Source organism: Paragemmobacter ruber, assembly GCF_009908315.1.
In the GTDB taxonomy this organism is placed as follows: domain Bacteria; phylum Pseudomonadota; class Alphaproteobacteria; order Rhodobacterales; family Rhodobacteraceae; genus Paragemmobacter; species Paragemmobacter ruber.
The window spans coordinates 1,405,244-1,430,951 of sequence record NZ_JAAATW010000001.1 but is presented as its reverse complement, the minus strand read 5'-3'; the positions used below and the strand labels follow the sequence as shown (position 1 = coordinate 1,430,951).

The following is a 25,708-nucleotide window of genomic DNA, read 5'->3' as shown; positions in this document are numbered from 1 at the left end:
ACCGGGGGTTTTTTGTTGTGCTTCCGTCAGTTGCTGGGGGCGGGGGCCTGCAATCCGGCCGGGGGCTGCCCCAGCGCGCCACCCGGTTGCAGCGCGGGCGGCTGGCCCAGCCCGCCCGGAGCGGGGGCAGGCGCGGCACCGCCTTCGGGCGCCAGACCGGGCGGCTGCCCCAGGCCACCGCCCAACCCGCCGGGCGCGCCGAGACCACCACCCAAGCCCCCACCAAGACCGCCGCCCAGCGGCTGCAGCGTCGGCATCTCGATCGTCACGGTGGATGGGTCCACGACCGGCCCCTTGTAGTGCATCACCAGTTGCGGGAACACGATCACCACCACCACCATCAGAAGCTGGATCAGGATGAAGGGGATCGAACCGGCATAGATCTGATCGGTCCTGACCGGATCTTCCAGCTTGCCCGTCACCGTATCCTTGTAGCGCGACTTGGGCGCCACGGACCGCAGGTAGAACAGCGCAAAGCCGAAAGGCGGCGTCAGGAAGGATGTCTGCATGTTCATGGCAAGGATTACCCCCAGCCAGACCAGATCAATCCCCATCGCATCGGCCGCCGGCACGATCAGCGGCACGATGATGAACACCAGTTCAAAGAAATCGAGGAAGAAGCCCAGCACGAACAGCACGAGGTTCACCACGAATAGGAACCCGTATTCACCCCCCGGAACCGAGGTCAGCAGATGCTCCACCCAGACATGGCCGTTCACGCCATAGAAGGTGAGAGAGAACACCCGCGCCCCGATCAGGATGAACATGACAAAGGCCGACAGCCGCGTGGTGGCGGTCAGCGCCCCCGTCACCACCCCAAGGGTCAGCCGCCGCTTGAGGAGCGCCAGCACAAGCGCCCCCACCGCGCCCATGGCGCCGGCCTCGGTCGGCGTGGCCAGACCGATGAAGATCGTCCCCAGCACAAGGAAGATAAGCGCCAGCGGCGGGATCAGCACCATGATCACCTGCTGCGCCAGCCGCGACATGGTGTTCAGGCCCAGCATCTTGTCGGCCAGCGTGTAGGCATAAATCACCAGCACGCCCACAACCGCGCCAAGGATATCCGCGTTCGCGCCTTGGGTCGGGTAAAGCCAGACATGGGCGCCATAGCCGATGGCCATAAGGGCCGCGAGGGCCACCATCAGCGATTTCACCCCGCGGCCCAGCGTGCGCACCTCGGGCGGCAGGGCCGGCACGGCATTGGGACGGAAGATCGACAGCAGGAAGATATAGACCATGTACAGCGCCGTCAGGATCAGCGCGGGCACGATCGCGCCGGTGTACATGTCGCCCACCGAACGGCCCAGCTGATCGGCCAGCACGATCAGCACCAGCGACGGCGGCACGATCTGCGCCAGCGTGCCGCTGGCCGCGATCGTGCCCGCCGCCACGCGGCGGTCATAGCCGTAGCGCAGCATGATCGGCAGGCTGATCAGCCCCATCGCGATGACAGAGGCGGCGACAACCCCGGTTGTCGCGGCCAGCAGCGCCCCCACAAGGATGACCGCATAGGCCACACCGCCCCGGATCGGCCCGAACAGTTGCCCGATCGTATCCAGCAGATCCTCGGCCATGCCGGATCGTTCCAGCACGATCCCCATGAAGGTAAAGAAGGGGATGGCCAGCAGCGTTTCGTTCGACATCACCCCCCAGATGCGGTTGGGCAAGGTTTTGAGCAGGGGCCAGTCCAGCGTGATCGACCCGTTCGACAGGGGGGCAAGCTCCACCCCGATGAAAAAGAACAAAAGCCCGTTCGCGGCCAGCGCGAAGGCCACCGGATAGCCAAGGATCAGAAAGATCACGAGGCTGGCAAACATGATCGGGGCCAGATTGATGGCGATGAACTCGATCATTTGCGCACCTCTTCCTTCATCGCCTGTTCCAGCAGGGCCTGGGCCTCCAGTTCCGCCTGTTCCTTGGCGTTGTGGAAGGGATTGGGATCTTCGATGATCCCCTGCATGATCGCGATCTTCTTGATGATCTCCGAGATGCCCTGAACCGTCAGCAGGACAAATCCCACCAGCATCAGCGCCTTGGCAGGCCAGATGATCAGGCCGCCGGAATTGGTGGACACCTCGCCGCTGGTGTAGGATTGCACGGTATAGGGAACGAGGTAGACCACCATCAGCACCGAGAAGGGCATCAGAAAGAACAGATGCCCCAGCAGATCAATCCATTGGCGTGTCCGCTCGCTCACCCGGCCATACAGGACGTCGATCCGCACATGCCCGTTGTCGCGCAGCGTATAGGCCGCAGCCAGCAGGAACGCGGCGCCAAACAGGTACCACTGCAATTCAAGCCACGCATTGGACGAGACGGAAAACAGCTTGCGGATCACGGCGTTCGTCGCGCTGACCAGCACGGCGATCAGGATCAGCCACCCCATCGTGCGCCCGATCACCTCATTCACGCGATCAATGATCGACGAGAGTCCTAAAAGGCCCCGCATCCGTTCCCCCCTGTCAGTTGTAGACGGCTTCTTTCTCTTCGTCCCCTAGGTAGGGCGGTCCCGCACCCGGCGTCAACGGCGCATGTCGGAAACGGCGCAGCTGATGGCGATTTCTGCCCTTACGTCACCTCGGGGCGGCACTGTCCGGCGCGCCGGACCGTGACTTTGCACGAATTGGAATCAATGGCCTAAGCCTTGTGCAGACAAGGTTTTTCAGCACAAAGGATTGGCCCATCATCACCGCCAAGCGGTCCTATTTCTGCCGTTATTCAGGGGCATTTTGGAGTTCGGGATTAATGTAGATTGACGCGGGCTGCCGGACGTCGGCAGGAGGCGCGAAAAGGGTACAGGACGAAGATCATGAGGATACTGGCGATCGACGACGATCCTGTGTTTCTCGAACTGCTGGCCGGCATGCTCAAGATGATCGGCTACGGTCAGGTCACGACCATGCCCTCTGGTGAACACGCGCTGCATGAACTGGATTTTTCGGGGATGCTCTATGACTGCATCCTGTCCGACATGCAGATGCCCGACATGAACGGCGCCGCCCTGACCGCCGCCATCCGCCAGCGCACGGCCTATCGCCAGACGCCCATCCTGATGATCACCGCCATGTCGGGCAAGAACACCGTGGATGATGCCTTTGCCGCAGGGGCGACCGATTACATCACCAAACCGCTCGACATCATCGAGTTGCGCGCCCGGATCGGCATGGTCGATCGCCTGCTGGCCGAACGCCGCCGTCTGGCGGAATTCGCCCGCCTCGTGGGCCAGCGCGCCGCCGCGACCGAAATCAAGGCCGAGTTCGAGACGCCTATCCTGATCCCGGGTTTCGAGCGCGGGATCGAGTTTCTGGCGATGGAGAACTATCTTCTGACGCTGGGCGTGAAGCGGATGTATTCCACATCCGCCTTCGCCATCCATGTGAAGAACGCGGCCATCATCTTCAACAAGGCATCCGGTGCCACCTATGTGCAGATGCTGGGCGATGTGGGCGCGCAGATCGTGGATGCGCTCAAGACCGAAGACGTGATGATCGCCTATGCCGGCAGCGGCACCTTCGTCTGCATGACGGAACGCGACCTTGGCCAATCGCCCGACGATCTGGAAATCCTCATCAACATCGGCCTGATGGATTTCGAAACCATCTACGCCGCCGACCGGCTGCCCGTGCCGCAGGTCCGCGTGGGGGAAGCGGCGCGCAGCGCCTTCCTGTCGCCCACCAAACCCACCCGGATCCTTGAACGCGCGATCCAATCCGCCAATACCCCGCCCGAGAAGCGGTCGAAGAACGGGCAAATGGTGGCATGACGGCGATGGATACATGGGCGGGCCACCAGCCCGAACATCCGCTGGCCCGTGCCGAACGGCTGTTCCGCACCATGGCGGTGGAGCGGCTGGATACGCTGAGCAGTGCGTGGGTCCGGCTCGACAGCGGGCAGAACATCCGCGAGGCGATGGAAGATATCCGCAATGTCGCGCACAAGATTGCCGGAACGGCGGCCTCGCTCGGCCATGCAGGCCTGGGGCATCAGGCGGCCGAGGTGGAACGCCTGTCCATCGAAGGGGCCGGGAAATCCGATGTCCTGCGCGCCCTGCGCCCGCTGATCGCGGGTCTGGCCGAGCTTCTGGACGATTAGACCGCTTCTTCAGCCCGCGCCTTGCACCATGGTGCGGATGGCCTTTGTGACATCGCTCATCGTCAGCGGCTTCGACACGCAGCTGTCAAACCCCCACATCAGATATTCGACGATCTGATGTGACATGGCGTTCGCGGTCACCGCGATGATCGGCACCCGGCGCGTGCCGGTCCTTTCCTCCATCTCGCGGATGGCCTGCAGCGCGGCCTTCCCGTCCATCACGGGCATGGCGATGTCCAGCAGGATCGCATCGAACCGGCCCGGCGCCCAGGCGTTCACGGCCTTCAGGCCGTCATCCACGGTTGTCACTTCTGCGCCGCAGCGCGTCAGCATCAGTTCCAGAACGGATCTGTTGGTGCCGTTGTCATCCGCGGCAAGGATCCGCAGGCCATCGAGCCGCCCCTCATCGGCCGTCTGCGGCTGGCTGCGCGGGGCTTCCGATGTTTCCTCCGTCACCTGAAGTGGCAGGCTCACGCGGACGGTGGTGCCTTTGCCGGGGGCCGATTTCACGGCGATCTCGCCCCCCATCCGATGCACCAGCGTGCGGGTGATCGCCATCCCAAGGCCCGTGCCGCCAAAGCGCCGCGTCACCGAACTGTCGGCCTGCCGGAACTCTTCATGCAGACGCTCGATCTCTTGCGCGGACATGCCGATGCCGGTGTCGCGCACTTCGATCGTCAGCGGTTTGCCGGGGCGGCCGGACACTTCGACCGTCACCTCGCCGTGATCGGTGAACTTGATCGCGTTTGATACGAGGTTGTGCAGGATCTGCTGCACGCGGAACGGATCGCCCCGCCGCCGCGCATCCGCGCCGGTCGAGACCAGAACCTCGAAATCCAGCCCCTTCTCATCGGCCATCAGCCGGTGCAGATCCTCCACCCGTTCCGCCAGTTCGACAGGGCTGAAGGCCACATCCTCCAGCTCCATCTTGCCGGCCTCGATCTTCGACATGTCGAGGATGTCGTTCAGGATGTTCATCAGCGTTTCGCCCGATTTGCGGATCGTGCCGATCATGCGCTTGTGCTCGGGGTCGGTCAGCGCCGCCTCCAGCACCTCGGCCATCCCCAGCACGCCATTCATCGGGGTGCGGATCTCATGGCTCATATTGGCAAGGAACATGGATTTCGTTCGGCTCGCCTCTTCGGCGCGGGCCTTGGCGAGGTAAAGCTCGGTCACATCGGACCCCACCCCGCGATAACCGAGGAACTCCCCCGCATCGTTGAACACAGGCTGGCCCGAAATCCGGAACCATCGTTCCACGCCGTCGCGCGCATGCGGCGCGCGATAGACAAAGTTGCGAAAGGGCAGACGGTCGCGCTGGGCATTCAGAACGATGTCCCAATCGGCGCTGATCAAGACCTCGGGATGCTCTGAAAGCCATTCCGTGCGGGTCTTGCCAAGGACATTGTTGCTCGTCAGGCCCAGCTGTTCCACATGTTCGGTGCCCGACAGGTAAGTAAACCGCAGGTCCTGATCCTGTTCCCACAGCCAGCCGTCGGTGACGGCGGCAATGTCGGAAAACCGCCGCTCGGCACTCGCCCGCAGGGCCAGCGCCTTTTCCAGTTCGGCCTTCGCGCGGATCAGCGCGGCCTCGCGCGATTTCAGTTCCGATATCTCGATCTGGATGCCCGCCATCACCTTGGGCGATCCATCCGCCTTTCGCCGCACGACCCGGGCCCGATCCAGCACCCAGATCCAATGCCCGGCCCGGTGCCGCATCCGGTATTCTGCCTCATAGCCGTCATCCAGCCCTGATGTGCAGCGGCGCAATTCTTCTTCAACCCAATCCTTGTCGTCGGGATGGATCAGCGTGCTCCACGTGTCATAGGTGATCGTGGACATCTCAGACAGCTCATAGCCCAGCATCGCCGCCCAGACATCATTCACGATCTGGCCGACGGCATCGAAATCCCACGTCCACGTGCCGACCTGCGCGCCTTCGATCACATCGCGCAACCGCCGCTCGGCCAGAAGCAGCGCTTCGGGTGTCACGACGGCGACCCCGGGATCAATCCCGTCGCGGATATCCGTCTTTCGCTGTTCCGTCATCCGCCCTCCCCAACCGATATCTGGTCGCGGCTATTCGCCCTGCAGGATGGAGTTGATTGTGGACAGGAATGTTTCCGCCTTGAGCGGTTTGGGCAGCGTCGCATCAATCAGCCCACCCGTGGTGCGAATGTCGGCGCGGTCTGCATCGGCGGTAAAGCGGATGACCGGCGTCGTCGCGTTGCTGGAATTCCCCGAACGAAGGTAACGGATCACGCGGTCGCCGGTGATATGCGGCATGTTGTGATCAAACAGCATCAGATCGTATTTCGAACCAAGCGCCGCCTCCAGCGCGCTACGCCCATCGCCGACCACGGTCAATTCGATATGCGTCGCCCCCGACAGGAACGCCATGACGATCTGCTGATTGATCTCGTCATCCTCGGCAAGAAGGACGCGATACTTCTGCTGTTGTCCGCCTGCGTTCATCTACAAACCCTACCGCGATTTCTCGCACATCTGGAAAGCACCACGACTCATGGGCGAGAATATGGTGAAAACTGGGATAGAAATGTTTACTAAGGATGAAGCAGAATCCCCGCGTCGTTCAAGCGGGATTCTACGCCCGGTCCTTCATCCCCGCAGCAGGGTCTTCAGCGCGTGAAGCAATTCCTTTCTCTTGAAAGGTTTGGCCAGATGCGTGTCATAGCCGCCGATGATGTAGTCGGCCACCTGATTGGGCATGGCATTCGCGGTTACCGCGATGGCGGGCACGGGGGGCAGCTTCCGCTCGGCCTCGCGGCTGCGAATCGTCGAAAGTGCACGCATCCCGTCCAGCACCGGCATGGTGATGTCCAGAAGCAGCAGGTCAAAAGGCGATCCATCCCTCAGGGCGGCTTCCCAGGCGTCGATCGCCTCCTGCCCGTTCTCCACCATGGTGATGTTCACATCCGTCCGGGCCAGCATTTCTGACAGGACAAGCCGGTTGGTCAGATTGTCATCGGCGATCAGAAGGCGGCGGCCCGCCAGCGCGGATACGTCCAGCACGGCTTCGGGTTCGGGGGGCGCCAGCAGCGCGGGGTCTGCCTCTGGCAGGGGCAGGATCAGCCGCACCTCGGTGCCTTCGCCGGGGCGGCTTTGCATCGTGATCATGCCCCCCATCAGCAGCACCAGCTGCCGCACGATCGACAGGCCCAGCCCTGTGCCACCAAAGCGCCGCGTCATCGACCCGTCGGCCTGTTCAAAGCTTTCGAACACGCGCGAAAGCTGCGCCTCGGTCATCCCGACCCCGGTATCGCGGATGTCGATCGTTACCGGCTTGCCCGGCCGACAGGACAGCTTCAGCCGGATGCTGCCCGCCTCGGTGAACTTGATGGCGTTGCTCAACACGTTGTTCAGGATCTGTGTCAGGCGGTGGGGATCCCCCACGCGGGGCAGATCCGCCCCGGCACTCACCAGCACCGAAAGCTCCAGCCCCTTTTCCTCGGCCTTCACGCGATGCAGGGCCTCTACCTGACCCAGCACATCGGCCAGAACGAAGGGCACGCTCTCCAGTTCCATCTTGCCGGCCTCGATCTTCGACATGTCGAGGATGGAGTTCAGCACCGTCAGTAGGGTTTCCCCCGATTGCCGGATGGTGGCCACCATGCGCTGCTTTTCGGGCGTGCTCACCAGCCCCTGCAGGATTTCCGCCATGCCCAGCACCCCGTTCAGCGGCGTGCGGATCTCGTGGCTCATGTTCGCGAGGAAGATGGATTTCGCGCGGCTCATCTCTTCGGCCTTGGCGCGGGCCTCTTCCAGACGGATGGTCGTGGCCAGTTCATCGGTGATGTCCGAGAAGGAAACCACCACATGCTGTTCGCCATCCGCAGGCATCAACGGCACGGCATTGGCGGAAAGCACCCGGCGTGATCCATCGGCCAGATGCAGGGCAAAGCGGATATCCCGCACGATGCCGCCCTTCGCCAGCGCCTGCCGGAATGGCAGGTCTTCATCCGGCAGGGGCGAGCCATCAATCCGCTGAACCCTCCAGTTCGCGTCGTTATAGGTGCGGCCGCGCAGATTGCTGCGCTCCAGCCGCAGGATGCGCTCGGCTTCCTGATTGGCATAGGTGATCTCGCCCACCTCGTTCAGAACGGTCAGGGCGGCGATGGATGTGTCCATCACCTCTGACAGATAGGCCCGCCCGGCCTGCAACTGGCGTTCCAGCCGTTTGCGATCCGTCAGGTCCAGATGCACCCCGGCCATGACATGGGGCGTGCCGTCCGGCCCCCGTTCCGTGACGCGCGACCGCGACAGGATCCAGATGTAATGCCCCTCATCATGGCGCATGCGGAATTCGATTTCGCTGAAGGTGTCGCCCATCTCGGCACTGACCTTGCGGGGATCGCCCAGCTTGGACTGGTCGTCGGGATGCACGAGGTCGAGGAAATCGGAAAACGCGAAATCCGCGGGCGCCCCATCCGGACGGCCCAGCATATCCGCCCAGCGCCCGCCCACATGCAGGGTGTTGTTGCGCAGGTCCAGTTCCCATGTGCCGACATCCGCGCCTTCCATGATGCCGCGCAGGCGACGCTCGGCGCGGTCACGTTCGGCCAATGCGGCCGAAAGCTCGCGGTTGGCGGCATCCAGCGCGGCAAGCTGGTTGTGCCGCGCCGTGACGTCAATCGCCAGGGCGACGATCCCGCCATCCGTCGTACGGGTATGGATGCGCTTCAACCAGCGCCCGTCCGGCAGGGGCACCTCATCGATATCGAACGCCTCGCGATAGGTCCGCAGGCGACCAGCAACCCATTCCGCGGCCGTGGTCTTGCCGTCGGTCGGGCCATAGACCCCCAGCTCCACCCCCTTGGCCAGAATCGCGCCCAGCCGTTCGCCGGGCTGGACGAAGGCCCGCATCTCGGGGAACAGGTCGTAATAGGCGCGGTTCGCCACCACGATCTTGTCGGCATCATCAAGGATGATCACACCATCCGGCAGGGCGTCGATCGCGTTTTCAAGCCGCTCCCGCGCGTCCGTCGCGGTCTGGGCCAGCTGGGCCAGCGTGGCCTCCTGCTCCTTCAGCTTGGTCACGTCGGTCTCGATCGTAACAAAGCCGGCTAGTTCCCCCGCGGCATCGTGCAGGGGCAGGACGTTGAAATCAATCCAGTAGCGCCTGCCATGGCGATCCTGGTTCATGGTCTGCCCGCTATAGGCCTTACGCTGGCGGATCGCCTCGGCCACGGCGGATTGGTTGCCGCGATCATGCCCCGGGATGCGGACCACATCGCCCAGATAGCGGCCGCGGATTTCGTCCAGCTTCCAGCCGGTCTGCCGTTCGAAGGCCGCGTTGCACCAGACCACGTTCTCTTCCAGATCGGTGATGCAGACGAGGTTCGACATCGCCTCGACGATCTTGCCCAACTGGACCAGTTCATCGCGCATCCGCATGTCGGCGGTCACATCGCGGACAAGAAAGATCACGTTGGGTTGCTGCTCGACCAGTGGCGCAGGTTTCATCGCGCCGGTCAGTTCAAACCAGTGCGGCCCATCCGGCAGATCAAGCCGATAGCGCACCCCTTCCACCCGCCCGTTTTCCAGCGCGGTTCGCAGCGCTTGATCCACCACACGGTTCACGTCGGGCGGCAGAAACGCCGAAAAGTGCTGCCCTCGCAGGCTTTCGGGCGGCGCCGCCATCAGATCAACGGGCCCTGCCGCGAATTCCGCGAAATGTCCGTCGGGCGTCACCTCGAACAGCAGGTCGGGCAGGGCGGACAGCGTCGCCTCAAGGCGGCGGGCGGTATCCAGATGCTGACGCTCGATCTCGCGGCGCGCGATGACGGTTTCCAGAACCTCGGCCGCCGCCTTCACCCGGTCTTGTGTTTCCGCGTCCAGATCATGCTGTTCGGTCGGAAAGGCAAAGGCCAAAACCCCGATCAGGCCACCATCGCCATTCACCGGCACGGCCAGCAGGGCCTTGGCCCAAGGTTCGGCCCGCAGGGGCGAATCCGCAGGCAGAACCGAAAGATCGGGGATCAGCAGCGGCTGATTCCGCTCCAGCACCGCCCGTCCCGCGCCCAGCGCATAATCCGCGCGGCAGGTCAGCGGCGGCAGGTCCGGCCGGGTGAAATGATGCGTCGCCGCAAGGATCTGCCCGTCCAGACGGAACAGCGCGCTCCACCCCGCGCCGATATGGGTGCACAGACTGCCGATCATGCGCGTCACCGCCTGGTCAAGCTCGGACAGGGGCGTTCGCACCAGCTCGTTGAGCATCCGAACGATCGAGATTTCGTCGGGCAAACATCACCTCCCGCGACACAGACGGAGGAGCACCGACCGCTTCACCCCTATCGCTCATATTCCTTAACAAACCCACAAGCACAATGTCTTCATGGTTCTATGGGGCAAAGGTTGGGCGGTGATGGGGCCATTCTTGTAGCCTGCCGCAAAGCCGATATGGTTGCCCCATGTCCGATCATGTGTCGTCTGACCGCCTCGATGCCACGCTGACCGCAGTCACCCTTGTGGGGATGGCGACGGCAGTGGTGGATGCGTTCCTTCTGCCGCTGCCGCCGCCTGCGGGGGCGGTGGCGCTGGGCGCCGTTTATCTGGCGGGTGGCGTGCCCGCCGCGATCTCTGCCCTGCGCGCGCTCTGGCGCGAGCGCATCCTTGATATCGACCTGCTCATGGTGGTTGCCGCGCTGGCCGCCGCTGCCGTGGGCGCGGCGCTGGAAGGGGCGGTGCTGCTCACGCTGTTTTCGCTGTCCTCCACGCTGGAACATCGCGCCATGGGAAAGGCCCGCCGCGCGGTTGAGGCGCTGATGGAACTGCGCCCCGAAAGCGCCATCCGCCGCCTGGCCGATGGCAGCACCGAAGAGGTGGCGATCGCCGCCCTGTCCCCGGGCGATGTGGTGATCCTGCGCCCCGGCGCCCGCGTGCCGGTGGACGGCACCCTAATCGAAGGCGAAGGCGCGGTGGACGAATCCTCCATCACCGGCGAATCCCTGCCCGTCCGAAAAGGCCCCGGCGCTCCGCTCAGCGAGGCGACGGTGAACCTGAACGCCGTCCTCGCCCTGCGGGTGGAGCGGGGGATCGCCGAATCCACCGTCGCCCGGATGATCGCGCTGGTGACCGAGGCACAGTCGATGAAGGCCCCCTCGGAACGGTTTTCCGCTTGGTTCGGCCAGCGCTACACCGTCGCCGTGCTGCTGGGTTCGGTGCTGCTGTTCCTTCTCTTCATCCGCCTTGGCTGGACGATTGATGATGCGCTCTACCGCGCGGCCACCGTCCTTGTCGCGGCCAGCCCCTGCGCAGTGGTCATCTCGGTTCCGGCTGCCATCCTGTCCGGCTTGTCCGCCGCCGCGCGGGGTGGCGTTCTGTTCAAGGGTGGCGCCGCGCTCGAAACGCTGGCCGATGTGCGCGCCTTCGCCTTCGACAAGACCGGAACGCTCACCACCGGCAAGGCCGTGGTGACCGCCATCCGCCCCGTCGAGGGCGATGAAGAGGCGCTTCTCTCCCTCGCCGCCGGGATCGAGGCGCAGTCCGAACACCCCATCGCCGCCGCCATCCGCAGCGCCGCCGCCGAACGTAGCTGCACGCCCCGCGCCATTGCCGATGTCACGGCCCACCCCAGCGAGGGGATCACCGGCCATGACGCAGAGGGTGAGGTCTGGGCCGGAAATCCGCGCATGGCCGCGCGCATGGGGGCCGATATCTCACTCGGGTCGCTCTCTGACCTCCGCGACGGCGCGGCGACGGTGGTCTATCTGGGCCGCGGCGCGCGGCTTCTGGGCGCGATCACGGTCGCCGACCAGCCGCGCGAAACCTCGCGCGCGGGGCTCGATGCGCTGCGCGGCGCGGGTATCGCACGGCTGGTGATGATGACGGGCGACCGCCGCCCCGTGGCGCTGGCCGTGGGCCAGCGTCTTGGCCTGCGCACAGAGGACATCCACGCCGATCTTCTGCCGGGCGATAAGGTGCGCCTTGTCGATGCCCTGTCGCGCGACGGGCGCGTGGCCTTTGTGGGCGATGGCGTGAATGACGCCGCCGCGCTGGCCCGCGCTGATGTGGGCATCGCCATGGGCGTTGCGGGCAGCGAGGTCGCGCTTCAGGCGGCCGAGGTGGCGCTTCTGTCGGACAATATGGAACGGCTTGCCGCCGCCCACCGTCTGGCCCGGCGCACGGTGCGGATCATCCGCCAGAACCTGTTCTTCGCGCTGGGCGCGATGCTGGTGCTTGTGATCGGCGGCGCCTTCTTTGATCTTCCCCTTCCGCTGGCCGTGATCGGCCATGAAGGCGGCACGCTTCTGGTGGTGCTGAACGGCCTGCGCCTGCTCGCCGATCCGATCCGCAGCGACCGGCGCAACTGACCGGAAAACTGAAGCGGCGGGCAGGGCGGATATCTGCCCCGATCATGGCGGTTGCGGGGCGGCTTGCCCAAAAATGCCCTGCTTCGGCCCAATCCTGAACAACACTGGCTGTTTCTTTCACTCTCAGTCTGATCGCTGATCTTTGGGGGAACAGCATGCAAAGAGACGGAGTTCGCCTTCGCCACGGGCTTGCGCGCCGCCTTGGCGTTGCCTCGCTTGCTCTGGCGGGGGTTCTTGCCGCCACACCGCCCGCGGGCGCCGTGGATGCGCGCCGCCCCGATGCGGCGATGGTGCCGATCCGCGGCGCGGCCGCCGCGCCTGCGGGTGCCAGCCACCTGTGCCAGACGCTCGACTGGGCCTGCGCCAGCACCGGGCGCCGGATGGCGATCGACGCCGCAGCGATGGATGTTGTCCGCGCCATCAACGCGCGCGCCAATCGCAGCGTCCGTTCCATCAGCGACATGCAGCAATACCGGGTTGCTGAACGCTGGGCCCTGCCCACGGCGCGCGGCGGCGATTGCGAGGATTACGCGATCTACAAGAAGCTTGAACTGATCAAGGCGGGCTTCCCGCCCGAACAGTTGCTGATCGCCACCGTGCTGGACCGCAAGCGCCAATCCCATGCCGTTCTGGTGCTGCGCACCGGGGCGCAGGATCTGGTGCTCGACAATCTGACCAGCCGCATCGTGCCGTGGAACAAGACCGGCTACACCTTCCTGCGGATGCAGGACCCGCGCCAGCCCACACGCTGGGTATCCGTCCTTGCCGGCGGGATCATGGGCGGCAGCGGTTCCTGACGCATCCCAGACGTACGCATGAAAAAGCCCGCGTCACAGCGCGGGCTTTCTGCATGTCTCACCGTTCCGATCAGGCGGATCACGCCGCCCGTGTATCAGAAGTTGTCGATATCCGGGAAATCACCGGGATCGACCGGGGTTTCCCCCAGATCATCAGGGCGATCCGGGGGCGTATCAACATCGTCGCCACCATCGCCGTCCCCCTCGCCGCCATCATCCGGGTCGCCACCGAAATCCGGGTCGCCCTCGCCGGGGCTGCCGCCGCCCGGCGCCGCGATAGATCCCGTCGGCCCGATCAGAAGGGTTGCCAGGTCGCCGCAATTCGCTTCGACATAGGCAAGGATGTCGCCGAAATTGGCGCGCGCGCGCACATCCGAAAGGATGCGCTCGTTCACCGGCGCTTCCGATAGCACGTTGCACATGTCGCCGGGCAGGTTGATGACGCGGGTCTGTGCGACCGCGTCACCCGTCGTTGCAATCGAAGAAAGAACCGCCAGCGCGGCGCCAAGGCAGGCGCCCGAACGCAGAGGCAGGTGTGAAAGGCGATGGTTCATTATGAACACTCCACATGACGCCGCCGGGCCTCATGGCCTCAGCGCGTTAACTTTTATTACTGCTTCTCGTCCCCAAGGTCAATTTTACGCCCCAATGACGCCATCTTCTGTCGTCTTTAGGCCACATTTCGCATCCCGCGATTGATTTACCGCGTGCGTTCCTATCCGCGGGTTGCGCGCCTTTGGAAAAGGCACAGCTACAGCCGCCTGCCATGGATCGCAACGACGGCCATCCTTCACTGATTTTCGCATCCGGGGGGTCACCGCGCGCGGTGCAGCGCGCGATGACCGTGATTTCGGAACGCTTCGTCAGGCGTGCGATTCCGTCCGCGTCACTTCTCCGGGGGCGTTTCCGGCTCGGGCTCGGGCTCGGGCTCGGGCTCGGGTTCCGGCTCGGGCTCGGGTTCCGGCTCGGGCTCGTCCTCGGGCGTATCGGCAGTCGGGCGGTTGCCGCTCTTGGTGTTGTCGGGCGTGGCGCCGGTGATCGTGTTGGTCGGGCCGACGAGCGCATCAATTAGACCGCCGCAGTTCGTTTCCACGAAATCCACGATCTGCGCAAAATCCGGCCGCGCCTGCAGGCTGGCAATCAGCGCCGGATCCGGCGGATCCTGCCGCAGCGCTTCGCAGATGCCATAAGACATCCGCTCGGCCCGCACCTTGGCGGCCGCGCTGTCGGTCGTCGATACGAAGGCACCTGCTGAAAGGGTCGCGATGAAAAGGCCGGGCATCAAATTCCGCCCGAAGGTCACACGTATACGGCTGTCCGTCATCATCCTACTCCTGGACAAAACGCATCCAGAAAAGCTGGATTGCATTAACCTTCGTTAACGCACCCTGTTGTTAATGGTCAAATTTTTGCCGTTTTTTCGTCCGCTTCCGCCCCATTTTCCGCCGCATTTCACGCCCGGGGGTAGTTGACGGCCAAAATGCACACGCTTGGGTTGTTCGTCGTTGACTGGCAAAAAACAATCGAAATCGCCTTCGGAAACGAATCAAATTCAACTGTCGGAATGTCCGTCTTGTCTGGCCAGATCGCCCACAAGTATATGAAAAACAACAAGTTCCGATGATCGGCCGCCTGCAGGCCGCGCGTCACTGCAGCCCGCCCCCCCGGTCAGCCGCACCCGCCGATGGCCCCCGGCGCCGTCCGCGCGCATCACGATGCCACGGCCCCGTGCACCGCAGGCATCACTTTGCGCCCGCCTCGGCCCGAAATGCCATCTCTTTTGCAATGTCACCCACATTCCGCTTGACGAGGTTCCACCCTGCGGTATGTGTGAATGAACGTTCATTCTCGTGCCGCACTGCGGCGTTGCTTATTGGAACTCCTCCCCGTGAACCAGCCTGACCGCACGCCACCCCAGGCCGAACACCGCGCTGTCGAGATCCTCGAAGGCGTTCGGATGGCCTTTGCCGAAAAGGGGTTCGACGGCGCCTCGATGCAGGATCTTGCCCGCGCCTGCGGCATGAGCGTGGGGAACTTCTACCGCTACTTTCCGTCCAAGGCCGCCATCGTCGCCGCGCTGGTCACCCGCGATCTGGCGGAAGTGGGGCATGAATTCAGCCAGATCATCGAAAGCGATGATCCCATGGCTACCCTGCGCGCTGCCCTCGCTTTTCGCATCCGCGAAGATTCCTGCGCCAATGACGGCCTTCTTTGGGCCGAAATGATGGCCGCCGCGTTGCGCAAACCGGAAATCGCCGACCTCACCCGCCAGATGGAAGCGGAGGTGTCGCGTTACCTGACCATCGTCTTCGCTCAGGTGCGCGGCATTGATGCCGAAGAGGCCCGCCACCGCTTTGCCGCCCATGCCAGCCTGATCGTGATGATGATCAAGGCCAGCGCCATGCACCGCCCCGAAAACCCGCAAGCGCAGAGTGAACTGCATGCGCTGCTGACGCGTACACTGAACCGCGTTCTGGATGAAATCGAAACCGATGATCTGAAAGGTTAGATGAAGGTAAGATCATGCGTGCCGCCCTGCTCCTGCCTGCCCTGATTTCCCTCGCACTCGCGGCCCCGGTGCACGCGCAGGACGAGGCCCCCGCCGAACCTGCCGCCCCCACGCTGCCCGCCATAACCGTAACTCCCGCCGAAACGCGCCTTCTGCGCGACCGGGTGATCGTCTCCGGTCTGGTCAATCCTGTGGAACAGGTGCAGGTCGCTCCCCTGATCGAAGGCCAGCCCATCGAAACCCTACTCGCCGATGTGGGCGATCGGGTCGAAGCGGGGCAGGTTCTGGCCACCCTGTCCAAGACGACGCTGGAGTTGCAGCGCAGCCAGTATACCGCCTCGCTCGCCTCCGCCCGCGCCACCATCGCGCAGGCCGAGGCCCAGCTGCTCGAGGCGCAGGCCGCCGCGGATGAGGCCGCCCGCGTGAACGAACGCACCGCCGCGCTGCGCGAACAAGGCACCGCCTCGCAGGCCGCCGCCGATCAGGCCAGCGCCAACGCCATTGCCGCCACCGCCCGCGTCACGGTTGCCCAGCAATCGCTCGAGGCTGCGCGCGCACAGGTCGCGCTGGTCGAGGCGCAGCTCGCCAATGTCGATCTGCAACTCGCCCGGACCGAGGTGAAAGCCCCCGTCGCCGGCGAAATCACCCACCGCAACGCCGTCATCGGCGCCATCGCCTCGGCTGCCGGCCAACCCATGTTCACCATGATCCGCGACGGCGCGCTGGAACTGTCCGCCGATGTCGCCGAGATCGACCTGATGCGCCTTGCCCCTGGCCAGACCGTCAGCATGATCGCCGTCGGCGCGCCCGAACGGCTGACCGGCACCATCCGGCTTGTCGAACCCACCATCGACACCACCACCCGCCTTGGCCGCGCCCGCATCACCATCGACACGCCCGAAGGCGTGCGCGCGGGCATGTTCATGGATGGCGAGGTTCTGGCGGCGGAACGCGAAACCATCGCCGTGCCGGTCACCGCTGTGGGTTCGTCCCCCGCGGGCAGCACCGTGATGAAGGTCACCGAGGGCGAGGTGAGCCGTGTCGTCGTCAAGACAGGCATCCGCGACGGTGGCTGGGTCGAAATCATCGAAGGCATCAGCGCGGGCGATACCGTGGTGACGAAGGCAGGCGCCTTCGTCCGCGATGGCGACCGCATCAACCCTGTCGCCGCTGCGACCAACTGATCGGGGATCACAGATGAACTTCTCCGCCTGGTCCATCCGTAACCCGGTCGCGCCGCTTCTGGCCTTTGTCCTGCTCTTGATCCTCGGCTGGCAAAGCTTCAACAGCCTGCCAATCACCCGCTTCCCGAATATCGACGTTCCCCTTGTCGCGGTCACGGTGAACCAGTCCGGCGCCGCCCCCGCCGAGATGGAAACCCAGATCACCAAGGAAATCGAGGATGCCGTCGCGGGCATCACCGGCGTCAAGAATGTGGTCTCCACCGTCACCGACGGCGTCTCCACCACCGTGGTCGAATTCCGCATGGAAGTGCCCACCGACAAGGCGGTGCAGGATACCAAGGATGCCATCGACCAGATCCGCGGCGATCTGCCCGGCTCCATCGAGGCGCCCGTCGTCACCCGGATCGACGTCGAAGGTCAGGCGATCATGACCTTCGCCGTCAGCGCGCCCGACATGACGATCGAGGAACTGTCATGGTTCGTCGATGACACGATCATCCGCAGCCTACAGGGCCGCCCCGGCATCGGGCGCGTGGATCGCTATGGCGGCGCCGACCGCGAAATCCGTATCGAGCTTGATCCCGTCAAGCTTGACAGTTACGGCATCACCGCCAGCGCCGTGAACGCGCAACTGCGCGCCACCAACGCCAATCTCGGCTCCGGCCGTTCGGAACTGGGCGCGGGCGAACAGGCGATCCGCACGCTGGGCGATGCCCAGACGGTGGAAAACCTTGCCAACACCACCATCGCCCTGCCCTCCGGGCGCCATGTGCGCCTGTCGGAACTGGGCCAGATCAACGACACCTATGAAGAGCTCCGCTCCTTCTCGCGGCTGAACGGTGAACAGGTCGTCACCTTCGCCGTGTTCCGCGCCAAGGGCGCGTCCGAGGTGTCGGTGGCCGAGGTGGTGAACGAACAGCTTGCCATCCTGCGCACCGACAACCCCGAGGTGCAGATCGAACTGGTCGATGAAACCGTCTTCTACACCTATGGCAACTACGAAGCCGCGCTACACACCCTGATCGAAGGCGCGATCCTTGCCGTTCTCGTCGTGCTGGCCTTCCTCAAGAACTGGCGCGCGACGCTGATCTCTGCTGTGGCCCTGCCGCTTTCGGCCATCCCCACCTTCTTCGTGATGGATCTTCTGGGCTTCTCGCTGAACCTTGTCAGCTTCCTCGCCATCACGCTGGCCACCGGGATCCTTGTCGATGACGCAATCGTCGAGGTGGAAAACATCGCCCGGCATATCCGCATGGGCAAGACACCCTATCGCGCCGCCATCGACGCCGCCGATGAAATCGGTCTTGCCGTCATCGCCACCTCCTTCACCATCGTGGCGGTCTTCGTGCCGGTGTCCTTTATGCCCGGCATCCCGGGGCAGTATTTCCGGCAATTCGGCCTGACCGTCGCCATCGCGGTGATCTTCTCGCTGATCGTGGCCCGCCTGATCACACCGATGATGGCCGCCTACCTGATGCGCGCCAAGGACGCCGAAGAGGAACATGCCGAAGACGGCCCTGTGATGAAGGGCTATCTCAAGGTCGTCAGTGCCACCACCTCTGGCCACTTCCTCAAGATTCCGGCCCGCTATCTCACGCTTGTCGGCGCCATCGCCGTGCTGGCCGTGTCCGTCTTCTTCATGATCCGGATCCCCGGCAGCTTCATCCCGCCCGAAGACGTCAGCCGTATCCCGATCTCGGTCGAATTGCCGCCCGGTACCACGCTGGAAGAAACCGACCGCACCACGCAGGCCATGGTCAACGTCATCCGCGATGTGGAAGGGGTCGAGAATGTCTTCGTCCTCGGCGGCTCGTCCCCCACGGGGGACCGCGACATCCGCCGCGCCTCTGTCACCGTCCTGCTGCAGCGTCTGGATCATTCGCTGCTGCTGAAACTGTCGCAGATCGCCAATGCCATCCCCGTCGTCGGCCTGATCGTCCCCGATGTGGAAAACACCGGCCGCAGCATCCCGCAGAACCAGGTCGAGGCCGAGATTTTCGAACGTCTCGCCGCCGTCCCCGACATCCGCGCCTTCAAGCTGAACGACCGGGGCGAACGTGACCTGTCCTTCTCGATCCTCGCCGATAACGAGGCCGACCTGAACACCGCCGTCGCGACGCTGGAAGAGGCGCTGTCGGGCGATCCCCTGCTGGCCAACGTGGCCTCCGAAGGCGCCCTGCCGCGCCCGGAAATCCAGATCACCCCGCGCGCGAACGAGGCCGCGCGTCTGGGCATCACCACCGCCCAGATCGCCGAGGTTGTCCGCGTGGCGACCATCGGCGATGTGGATGCGGCGCTGGCCAAACTGTCCATCGACAACCGGCTGATCCCCGTCCGTGTCCGCCTGAACGATGCCAGCCGCGAAGATCTGGGCCGCATCGGCGCGCTTAAGCTGACCACCGCCACCGGCGCGACCGTGCCGCTGTCGGCTGTGGCCGATATCGCCATCGCCGAAGGCCCGTCGATGGTTGACCGCCTCAACCGTGAACGCCGCGCCACCATCGGCGCGAACCTTCCCGTGGGCGTGGCCTTGGGCACCGCCGCCGCCCGCTTCAACGAGGTGATCGCCAGCGTTGACCTGCCGCCGGGCGTCCGCGTGCAAGAGGCGGGCGATGCCGAGGTGCAGCAGGAACTGACCGCCGCCTTCGGCAATGCCATGATCCTTGGCCTGATGCTGGTGCTGACGGTGCTGATCCTTCTGTTCAAATCGGTGATCCAGCCTTTCACCATCCTCTTCTCCCTCCCCCTCGCCATCGGGGGCGTGGCGGCGGCGCTGATCCTGACGAACTCTGCCGTCTCCATGCCCGTGCTGATCGGCATCCTGATGCTGATGGGCATCGTGACAAAGAACGCCATCCTGCTGATCGACTTCGCGATCGAGATGCGCAATCAGGGCATGTCGCGGTTCGAAGCGGTGATCGAGGCCGGGCACAAACGCGCCCGCCCCATCGTCATGACCTCCATCGCCATGTCGGCGGGGATGCTGCCCTCGGCGCTGGGCGTGGGCGAAGGCGGATCCTTCCGCGCGCCCATGGCGACGGCGGTGATCGGCGGCATCATCGTGTCCACCATCCTGTCGCTGGTGATCGTGCCGGCCTTCTTCCTGATCATGGATGATCTGTCGCGCCTCCTCACCCGCCTGTTCAGCCGCGTCATCGGCCCCAAGGAGGATGAGCCGGAAGAACCGCCTGCCAGCGTCCTTGCCGAACGGATCAACGCGATCGAGGCGCGGCTCGACGACCGCCCGCCCCCCCGTCCTACGCCCACGCTCCACGTGGCCGAGTGATTATCCTAAAACCAATAAGGCCCGGCCAAGCGCCGGGCCTTTTTGCTACGGGCGTGCGCACCGCTGGTTAGAACGTCAGCCCCGAAAACCGCGACGGCCGCTGCGGCACGCCGGGCAGCACGCACAGCATCTCGTACAGCAGGTTCGCCCCGATCAGCGCCGTATTGCCCGACGGATCATAGGGCGGCGACACCTCCACCAGATCGCCCCCCACGATGTTCAGCCCCGCGCAGCCCCGGATGATCTCCAGCGCCTGCCAGGTGGACAGGCCGCCCGGCTCCACCGTCCCCGTCCCCGGTGCAAAGGCGGGGTCCAGACTGTCGATGTCATAGCTGATATAGACCGGCATCTCGCCCACCCTCTCGCGCACGATCTCCATCAGGCGCACCAGCGATTTGCCCCAGCACTCCTCGGCCTGCACCACGGTCCAGCCCTGCCCGCGCGCCCAGTCGAAATCATCCGCCGCATAGCCCGTGCCGCGCAGCCCAATCTGGAACACGCGATCATTGATCAGGCAGCCATCCTCCCACGCCCGGCGGAACGGGCAGCCATGCGCCACCGTCTCACCGAACATGTGTTCGTTGATATCGGCATGGGCGTCGATATGGATCAACGCGACCGGCCCGTACTTCTCCTTCATCGCCCGCAGGATCGGCCATGTCAGCGTATGGTCGCCCCCCAGCGTCAAGGGGATCACCCCCGCCGCCAGCACCCCCCGGTAATGGTCGGTGATGATGTCCACCGTCTTTTTCAGATCAAAGGTGTTGATCGGCACATCGCCCAGATCGGCCACCTGCAAATGATCGAACGGCGCCGCCCCCGTCGCCATGTTATAGGGCCGCAGCATCCGGCTTTCATCCCGGATCTGCCGCGGGCCAAGCCGCGTGCCGGAGCGGTTCGACGTGCCATGATCCATCGGTATCCCGATGAAGGCCACATCCAGCCCCTCGGGCGATGCCGCCGCCGGCAGGCGCATCATCGTTGCAGGCCCGCCAAAGCGTGCCATCTCGTTCCCGCCCAGCGGTTGGTTGAACGTCTTCATGCCTTTTCCTTCGCCTTCAGCCAGTCGCCGATGATCTGCCGATGCCGCGCGCGCCCGTAACTCGGGAAATGGCCACCATGCACCACCCGCACCGGCAGATCGTACAGCCGCACCATGCTGCGGTGATAATCGGCGGCATTGGCGTGATAGGTGTCCTCGATCAATTCGCCATCATAGACGATATCGCCCGAAAACAGGATGCCCGTCGCCGCCTCCCACAGCGCGATCCCCCCCGGCGAATGGCCGGGCGTGTGGATCACCTCGAACTGCCGGTCGCCCAGATCGACCACATCCCCATCCCAAAGCAGCCGCGTCGCAGGCGCCGCCTTCACCTGATAGGTGACCGAAGCATAGGGCAAGGGCGGCATCGCCGTGAAAATCTCGTCCGTCACATAGGGATCGGCCAGCGTCGCCGCCCGCGTCGGGTTCCGCATCATCTCGGCCTCCGCGCCATGGCAGAGGCGGCAGTCAAACTCATGATGGCACCCGATATGGTCGAAATGCGTATGGCTTGCCACCGCCTGCACGGGCCGCTCCGTCACCAGCGGCACCCAGTCGCGCAAAGAGACCACGCCCATCCCGCTATCCACCAGCATGTCGCCATCCCGCCCGCGCACATGCCAGACATTGCAGCGATAGAATTCGCGGATATGCGGCTCGTCGATCCAGGTCACCCCGTCCTCCAGCCGCCGCACGCGCCACCAATCCCCCGGTCCTGCCCGCTCCATCACGCCTCCAGCACCGTGAAATCCTGCGCGCCAAGGTCCATCACGGCCCCCGCCGCCACCTCTGCCCCCTGCGGCAGATGCACCACCAGCCGCAGGTCCGGCGCGGCCAAAGGCGCCACATGGGCGCGCAGATAGGTGCCAAAGAACACCGTCTCCACCACGCGGCAGGGGCCGATCCGCAAGCGGCCCCCTTCTGATATCGCCTCGGGCCGGATGCACAGCACCCCGTCCGGCACCGCCACCGGGCCAAAGGCCGCCGCGCCGCCCTTTACGGGAACCTTGTTCACCTCACCCATGAACCCTGCCGAAAACAGGCTTTTCGGGCGCAGATACAGCTCGCGCGGGGGGCCGACATCGGCAATCCGTCCGCCATTCATCACCACGATCCGATCGGCAATCGCCATCGCCTCTTCCTGATCATGCGTGACATGCACGAATGTCGTTCCCACCCGCCGCTGGATCGCCTTCAACTCATCCTGCATCGCCCGCCGCAGCTTCAGATCCAGCGCCCCCAGCGGCTCATCCAACAGCAGCACATCCGGCTCCACCGCCAAGGCCCGCGCCAGCGCCACCCGCTGCCGCTGCCCGCCCGACAACTCATGCGGCCGCCGCGCCGCGCGCCCCTCCAGCCCCACCAGCGCCAGCATCTCCTCGGCCTTGGCGTCGCGCGCTGCGCGCGAAACCCCCCGCATCCGCAGCCCGAACCCCACATTCTCGGCCAGCGTCATGTGGGGAAACAGGGCGTAATCCTGAAACACCGTCGTCGTGGGCCGATCCTTGGGCGCAACCCCCGCCATATCCCGCCCGCCGATCAGCACGCTGCCCGAAGTCGGCTCGGCAAACCCGCCGATGATGTTCAACAGCGTGGTCTTGCCGCATCCCGAAGGCCCCAGCAGCACCACGAACTCCCCCGCCGCGATCTCCAGATCGACGGCATCCAGCGCCAGCGCGCTGCCATAGCGCTGCGTCACCGCGCGGATGGATACACCGGCCGTCATTTCGCCCTCCGAAACACGAAAACCTCCAGCAGGATCACCAGCGTCACGGATACAAGGAACACCAGCGACCCCACCGCATTGGTCGCAGGCGAAATCCCCGACCGCAGCATCGACCAGATCTCCACCGGCAAGGTCACGTCGAACCGCGTCAGCAGGAAGGCGATGATGAACTCATCCCAACTGAAGGTGACCGACAGGAAAAAGGCCGCCGCCAACGGCGCCGCCAGCATCGGCGCCGAGACCAAGGCCAAGACCTTCCACTCCGGCGCGCCCAGATCGCGCGCCGCGCGTTCGGCGTTCCGCTGCTGGTCGCCCATCGCCGCATAGGTGATGGCGAAACACAGGGGCAGGTTGATCACCACATGCCCCACCCCCGCCGTCCACAGCGACAGCCGCACCCCCGCCTGATTGAACAGCGTCAGCAGACCCAGCGCGATGATCAGATAGCTCACCGTCATCGGCGCGATCAGCACCCCGCGCATCAGCACCGATCCCGGCAGCCGCACCCGCGCCAGCGCATGGGCCGCCAGAAACCCCAAGATCAGCGCGATCAGGGACGAAACCGCCGCCACCAGCGCCGAATTCACCAAGGCCTCCATCAGGTCCCGCTCGCCCAGCACGCGCCCGTACCAGTCCAGCGTAAACCCCTGAAAGGGCGGCACCGGCAGGCGGCCATCCTGAAAGGAAAAGGCCACCAGCACCACCACCGGCAGGAATACAAAGGCATAAGCCACCGCCAGATAGGCCCATGACAACGCGCGCATGATCTACACCCGATCCAGCCGCAGCCAGCGGCTACTGGCGAAATAGGCCAGCGTCACAACCGCCATCAGCACCACCGAAAGGGCCGAAGCCAGCGGGAAATTCCCGCTCCGCCCCAATTGCAGCATGATCAACTGCGGCAGCGTCAGCTCTGCATTGCCGCCCAGAATCTGCGGCGTGATATAATCCCCGATGCACAGCACGAAGGTCAGAAACGCCCCCGTCACCACCCCCGGCAGCGTCAGGGGCAGGATCACATGGCGGAAGGTCTGCCACCGCCCCGCCCCCAGATCCGCCGCCGCCCGCGCATAGTTGGGCGACAACTGGATCAGGTTCGCATAGATCGTCAGCGTCAGCAGCATCACGAAGAAATGGACAAACCCGATCACCGTCGCCGTGCGCGTCGCCGCAATCTCCAACGGTTCCGTAATCAGACCCAGCGACAAGAGCGCCTTGTTCACCACCCCGTTCTGGCCCAGCACCAACAGCCACGCATAGGACCGCACCACATAAGACGTCCAGAACGGCAGCACCGCCAGCAGCAGCGCCAGCCGCTGCCACCGCGCAGGCACCCGGAACGCGATGATCGCGGCCAGCGGATAGGCCAGCACGACCGATACCACCGTCACCACCACCGTGATCTCAAGGCTGTTGATCAACGCCTTCAGCATCGTCCAGTCGGTGAAGATGCGGATGTAATTGCCGGGGTCGAACCCCCGCACCACCTCGCGCCCCTCCATGTGGGCGAAGGACAGCGCGACCATGGCGGCGAAGGGCAGCACGAAGAACGCCGCCGTCCAAAGCAGGGCAGGGGCCACAAGGCCCCAACCCATCCGCCTTTCCCGTGCTGCCAGCGTCACGGCGTCACTGGTTCAGCATTTCGGTCCACAGATCCTGCATCGCCGTATCCAGCGCCGCATCCGGGATCGGGTAAAGCTGCGCCCGCTGCAGATACTCCGTCTGCTCGTTCCAGCGCAGCACCGCCCGCTCTTCCATTGTCAGGGCGTCGCCCGTCTTGGCATTGGCAGGCATCCCCCAATAACAGGACGACGTTGCCAGCCTCGCCTGACCTTGGGGCGACACGATGTATTTCACGAATTCCAGCGCCAGATCCGGCTGGGTCGACCCGGCGACCACCCCGATCGACTGCGCCCAGCGGAGGCCGCCCTGCTTCGGGATCGTCCAGTCAAGGTTGGGATTGTCCGCCGCCAGCACCGCCGTCAGCCATTCGCCCCCGCCCACGACGATATCCACCTCGCCCGTGGCCAGCGCCGTCTGCGCCGATACCACATCCGACACCTGCTTCGACGCCGCCCGCAGCGCCATCAGCGGGTCGCGCAGGCTGGGCAGGTTCTCTGCCGTGATATCGGCGGTGTTGATCCCCTGACCCAGCGCCACAAGGCCCAGCACCGGCAGGTAATAGTCATAGATCCCGATCCGCCCGTCATACTTGCCGCTCGTCAGCGCGGCCATGTCCTCCATGTCGGCAGGATCGACCTTGGTCTTGTCGAAAGAGATCGTGTTGTAGCCGAACTTCTCCGTCACGGCATAGGTCTTGCCGTCCACGGTATTGTTCTCGGCCATTACCACTTCGGGAAAGAAATCCGCCGTCGGCAACTGATCCGCCGGCAGTTCTGCCAGATACCCCGCCTCCACCGCGCGGCCCACATCCACCGCGTCGATCACCAGCACATCCCAATCCCCGGGCTGCGACTGCTCCAGGATCGCCAGACCCGCCGCCGTGCCCTCATATTCCTTCAGGTTCACCGTCACGCCGAACTTCTCTTCGAACGGCTCGATCAGCGCCGGATCGGTATGGTCACACCACACCAGCGCGTTCAGTTCCTGTGCAAAGGACGGGCTCGCCACCGCAAGCAAGGCGACCGCAGTCAGCGGAAGGGTCGAAATCTGGGCCATGTCTCTCTCCATGTCGGGGTCCGTGCAGCGCTTCTCTGCGGCGCGATCACGAAAAAGAAT

At 64.6% G+C, this 25,708-nt stretch carries 20 protein-coding genes; 7 read left to right on the top strand and 13 right to left on the bottom strand.

The features are described from left to right. Positions 1 to 26 precede the first annotated feature (26 nt). Entirely contained in the window at positions 27 to 1,853 is a 1,827-nt protein-coding gene (locus GU920_RS06970) for a TRAP transporter large permease (RefSeq protein ID WP_161766194.1), read from the bottom strand. Beyond that, positions 1,850 to 2,449: a TRAP transporter small permease subunit gene (locus GU920_RS06965; protein ID WP_161766193.1), complete on the bottom strand. Its 600-nt coding sequence runs from the start codon at positions 2,447 to 2,449 to the stop codon at positions 1,850 to 1,852. The genes GU920_RS06970 and GU920_RS06965 overlap by 4 nt, the downstream gene beginning before the upstream one ends. A 360-nt stretch (positions 2,450 to 2,809) precedes the next feature. Between GU920_RS06965 and GU920_RS06960 the strand changes: the two genes are divergently transcribed. Both GU920_RS06960 and GU920_RS06955 read left to right on the top strand, forming a co-directional pair. Further along, positions 2,810 to 3,763, top strand: coding sequence for a response regulator (locus tag GU920_RS06960; protein WP_161766192.1), 954 nt, complete (start codon positions 2,810 to 2,812; stop codon positions 3,761 to 3,763). Beyond that, positions 3,760 to 4,092, top strand: coding sequence for an Hpt domain-containing protein (locus GU920_RS06955; RefSeq protein ID WP_161766191.1), 333 nt, complete (start codon positions 3,760 to 3,762; stop codon positions 4,090 to 4,092). The genes GU920_RS06960 and GU920_RS06955 overlap by 4 nt, the downstream gene beginning before the upstream one ends. A gap of 9 nt (positions 4,093 to 4,101) precedes the next feature. Here GU920_RS06955 and GU920_RS06950 read toward each other — a convergent pair whose 3' ends face one another. The 3 genes from GU920_RS06950 to GU920_RS06940 form a co-directional block, all read right to left on the bottom strand. Continuing rightward, positions 4,102 to 6,141 carry a PAS domain-containing hybrid sensor histidine kinase/response regulator gene (locus tag GU920_RS06950; RefSeq protein WP_161766190.1) on the bottom strand — a complete coding sequence of 680 codons (2,040 nt, stop codon included), beginning with the start codon at positions 6,139 to 6,141 and terminating at the stop codon, positions 4,102 to 4,104. 30 nt (positions 6,142 to 6,171) lie between these two features. Then, positions 6,172 to 6,567 carry a response regulator gene (locus GU920_RS06945; RefSeq protein WP_161766189.1) on the bottom strand — a complete coding sequence of 132 codons (396 nt, stop codon included), beginning with the start codon at positions 6,565 to 6,567 and terminating at the stop codon, positions 6,172 to 6,174. A 144-nt stretch (positions 6,568 to 6,711) separates the two neighbouring features. Then, a complete protein-coding gene (locus GU920_RS06940; protein WP_161766188.1) occupies positions 6,712 to 10,356 on the bottom strand; it encodes a PAS domain S-box protein in 3,645 nt (1,214 codons plus the stop codon). Positions 10,357 to 10,523: 167 nt separating this feature from the next. Between GU920_RS06940 and GU920_RS06935 the strand changes: the two genes are divergently transcribed. Continuing rightward, positions 10,524 to 12,425, top strand: a complete 1,902-nt coding sequence (locus GU920_RS06935; protein ID WP_161766187.1) for a heavy metal translocating P-type ATPase — start codon at positions 10,524 to 10,526, stop codon at positions 12,423 to 12,425. A 155-nt stretch (positions 12,426 to 12,580) separates the two neighbouring features. After that, a complete protein-coding gene (locus GU920_RS06930; protein ID WP_161766186.1) occupies positions 12,581 to 13,222 on the top strand; it encodes a transglutaminase-like cysteine peptidase in 642 nt (213 codons plus the stop codon). 95 nt (positions 13,223 to 13,317) lie between these two features. Here GU920_RS06930 and GU920_RS19310 read toward each other — a convergent pair whose 3' ends face one another. Continuing rightward, positions 13,318 to 13,776: a hypothetical protein gene (locus GU920_RS19310; RefSeq protein ID WP_201743985.1), complete on the bottom strand. Its 459-nt coding sequence runs from the start codon at positions 13,774 to 13,776 to the stop codon at positions 13,318 to 13,320. 332 nt (positions 13,777 to 14,108) lie between these two features. Further along, entirely contained in the window at positions 14,109 to 14,546 is a 438-nt protein-coding gene (locus GU920_RS19305) for a hypothetical protein (protein WP_235933103.1), read from the bottom strand. Positions 14,547 to 15,095: 549 nt separating this feature from the next. Between GU920_RS19305 and GU920_RS06915 the strand changes: the two genes are divergently transcribed. From GU920_RS06915 to GU920_RS06905, 3 genes are read left to right on the top strand one after another with little or no spacing between them, the layout of a single operon-like run. After that, positions 15,096 to 15,731, top strand: a complete 636-nt coding sequence (locus tag GU920_RS06915; RefSeq protein ID WP_235933102.1) for a TetR/AcrR family transcriptional regulator — start codon at positions 15,096 to 15,098, stop codon at positions 15,729 to 15,731. Between the two features lie 14 nt (positions 15,732 to 15,745). Further along, a complete protein-coding gene (locus GU920_RS06910) occupies positions 15,746 to 16,915 on the top strand; it encodes an efflux RND transporter periplasmic adaptor subunit (protein ID WP_161766183.1) in 1,170 nt (389 codons plus the stop codon). 13 nt (positions 16,916 to 16,928) lie between these two features. Next, positions 16,929 to 20,201 carry an efflux RND transporter permease subunit gene (locus GU920_RS06905; RefSeq protein WP_161766182.1) on the top strand — a complete coding sequence of 1,091 codons (3,273 nt, stop codon included), beginning with the start codon at positions 16,929 to 16,931 and terminating at the stop codon, positions 20,199 to 20,201. 67 nt (positions 20,202 to 20,268) lie between these two features. On the opposite strand, the gene speB is transcribed toward GU920_RS06905, so the two are convergent. From speB to GU920_RS06875, 6 genes are read right to left on the bottom strand one after another with little or no spacing between them, the layout of a single operon-like run. After that, the gene (gene speB / locus GU920_RS06900; protein ID WP_161766181.1) at positions 20,269 to 21,243 is read right to left on the bottom strand and encodes an agmatinase; all 975 of its coding nucleotides are present in this window, start codon (positions 21,241 to 21,243) and stop codon (positions 20,269 to 20,271) included. Next, complete coding sequence (locus GU920_RS06895) at positions 21,240 to 21,971, bottom strand: MBL fold metallo-hydrolase (protein ID WP_161766180.1); 732 nt, start codon at positions 21,969 to 21,971, stop codon at positions 21,240 to 21,242. The genes speB and GU920_RS06895 overlap by 4 nt, the downstream gene beginning before the upstream one ends. Then, positions 21,971 to 22,969 (bottom strand): ABC transporter ATP-binding protein, encoded by a 999-nt coding sequence (locus tag GU920_RS19880; protein ID WP_161766179.1) that lies wholly within the window; start codon positions 22,967 to 22,969, stop codon positions 21,971 to 21,973. Before GU920_RS19880 ends, GU920_RS06895 begins: the two co-directional genes overlap by 1 nt. After that, on the bottom strand, positions 22,966 to 23,733 hold the full coding sequence (locus GU920_RS06885) for an ABC transporter permease (protein ID WP_161766178.1): 768 nt from the start codon (positions 23,731 to 23,733) through the stop codon (positions 22,966 to 22,968). Before GU920_RS06885 ends, GU920_RS19880 begins: the two co-directional genes overlap by 4 nt. A 3-nt stretch (positions 23,734 to 23,736) precedes the next feature. Continuing rightward, positions 23,737 to 24,564, bottom strand: coding sequence for an ABC transporter permease (locus GU920_RS06880; RefSeq protein WP_161766177.1), 828 nt, complete (start codon positions 24,562 to 24,564; stop codon positions 23,737 to 23,739). Positions 24,565 to 24,595: 31 nt separating this feature from the next. Next, on the bottom strand, positions 24,596 to 25,648 hold the full coding sequence (locus tag GU920_RS06875) for an extracellular solute-binding protein (protein WP_161766176.1): 1,053 nt from the start codon (positions 25,646 to 25,648) through the stop codon (positions 24,596 to 24,598). Positions 25,649 to 25,708: the final 60 nt, after the last annotated feature.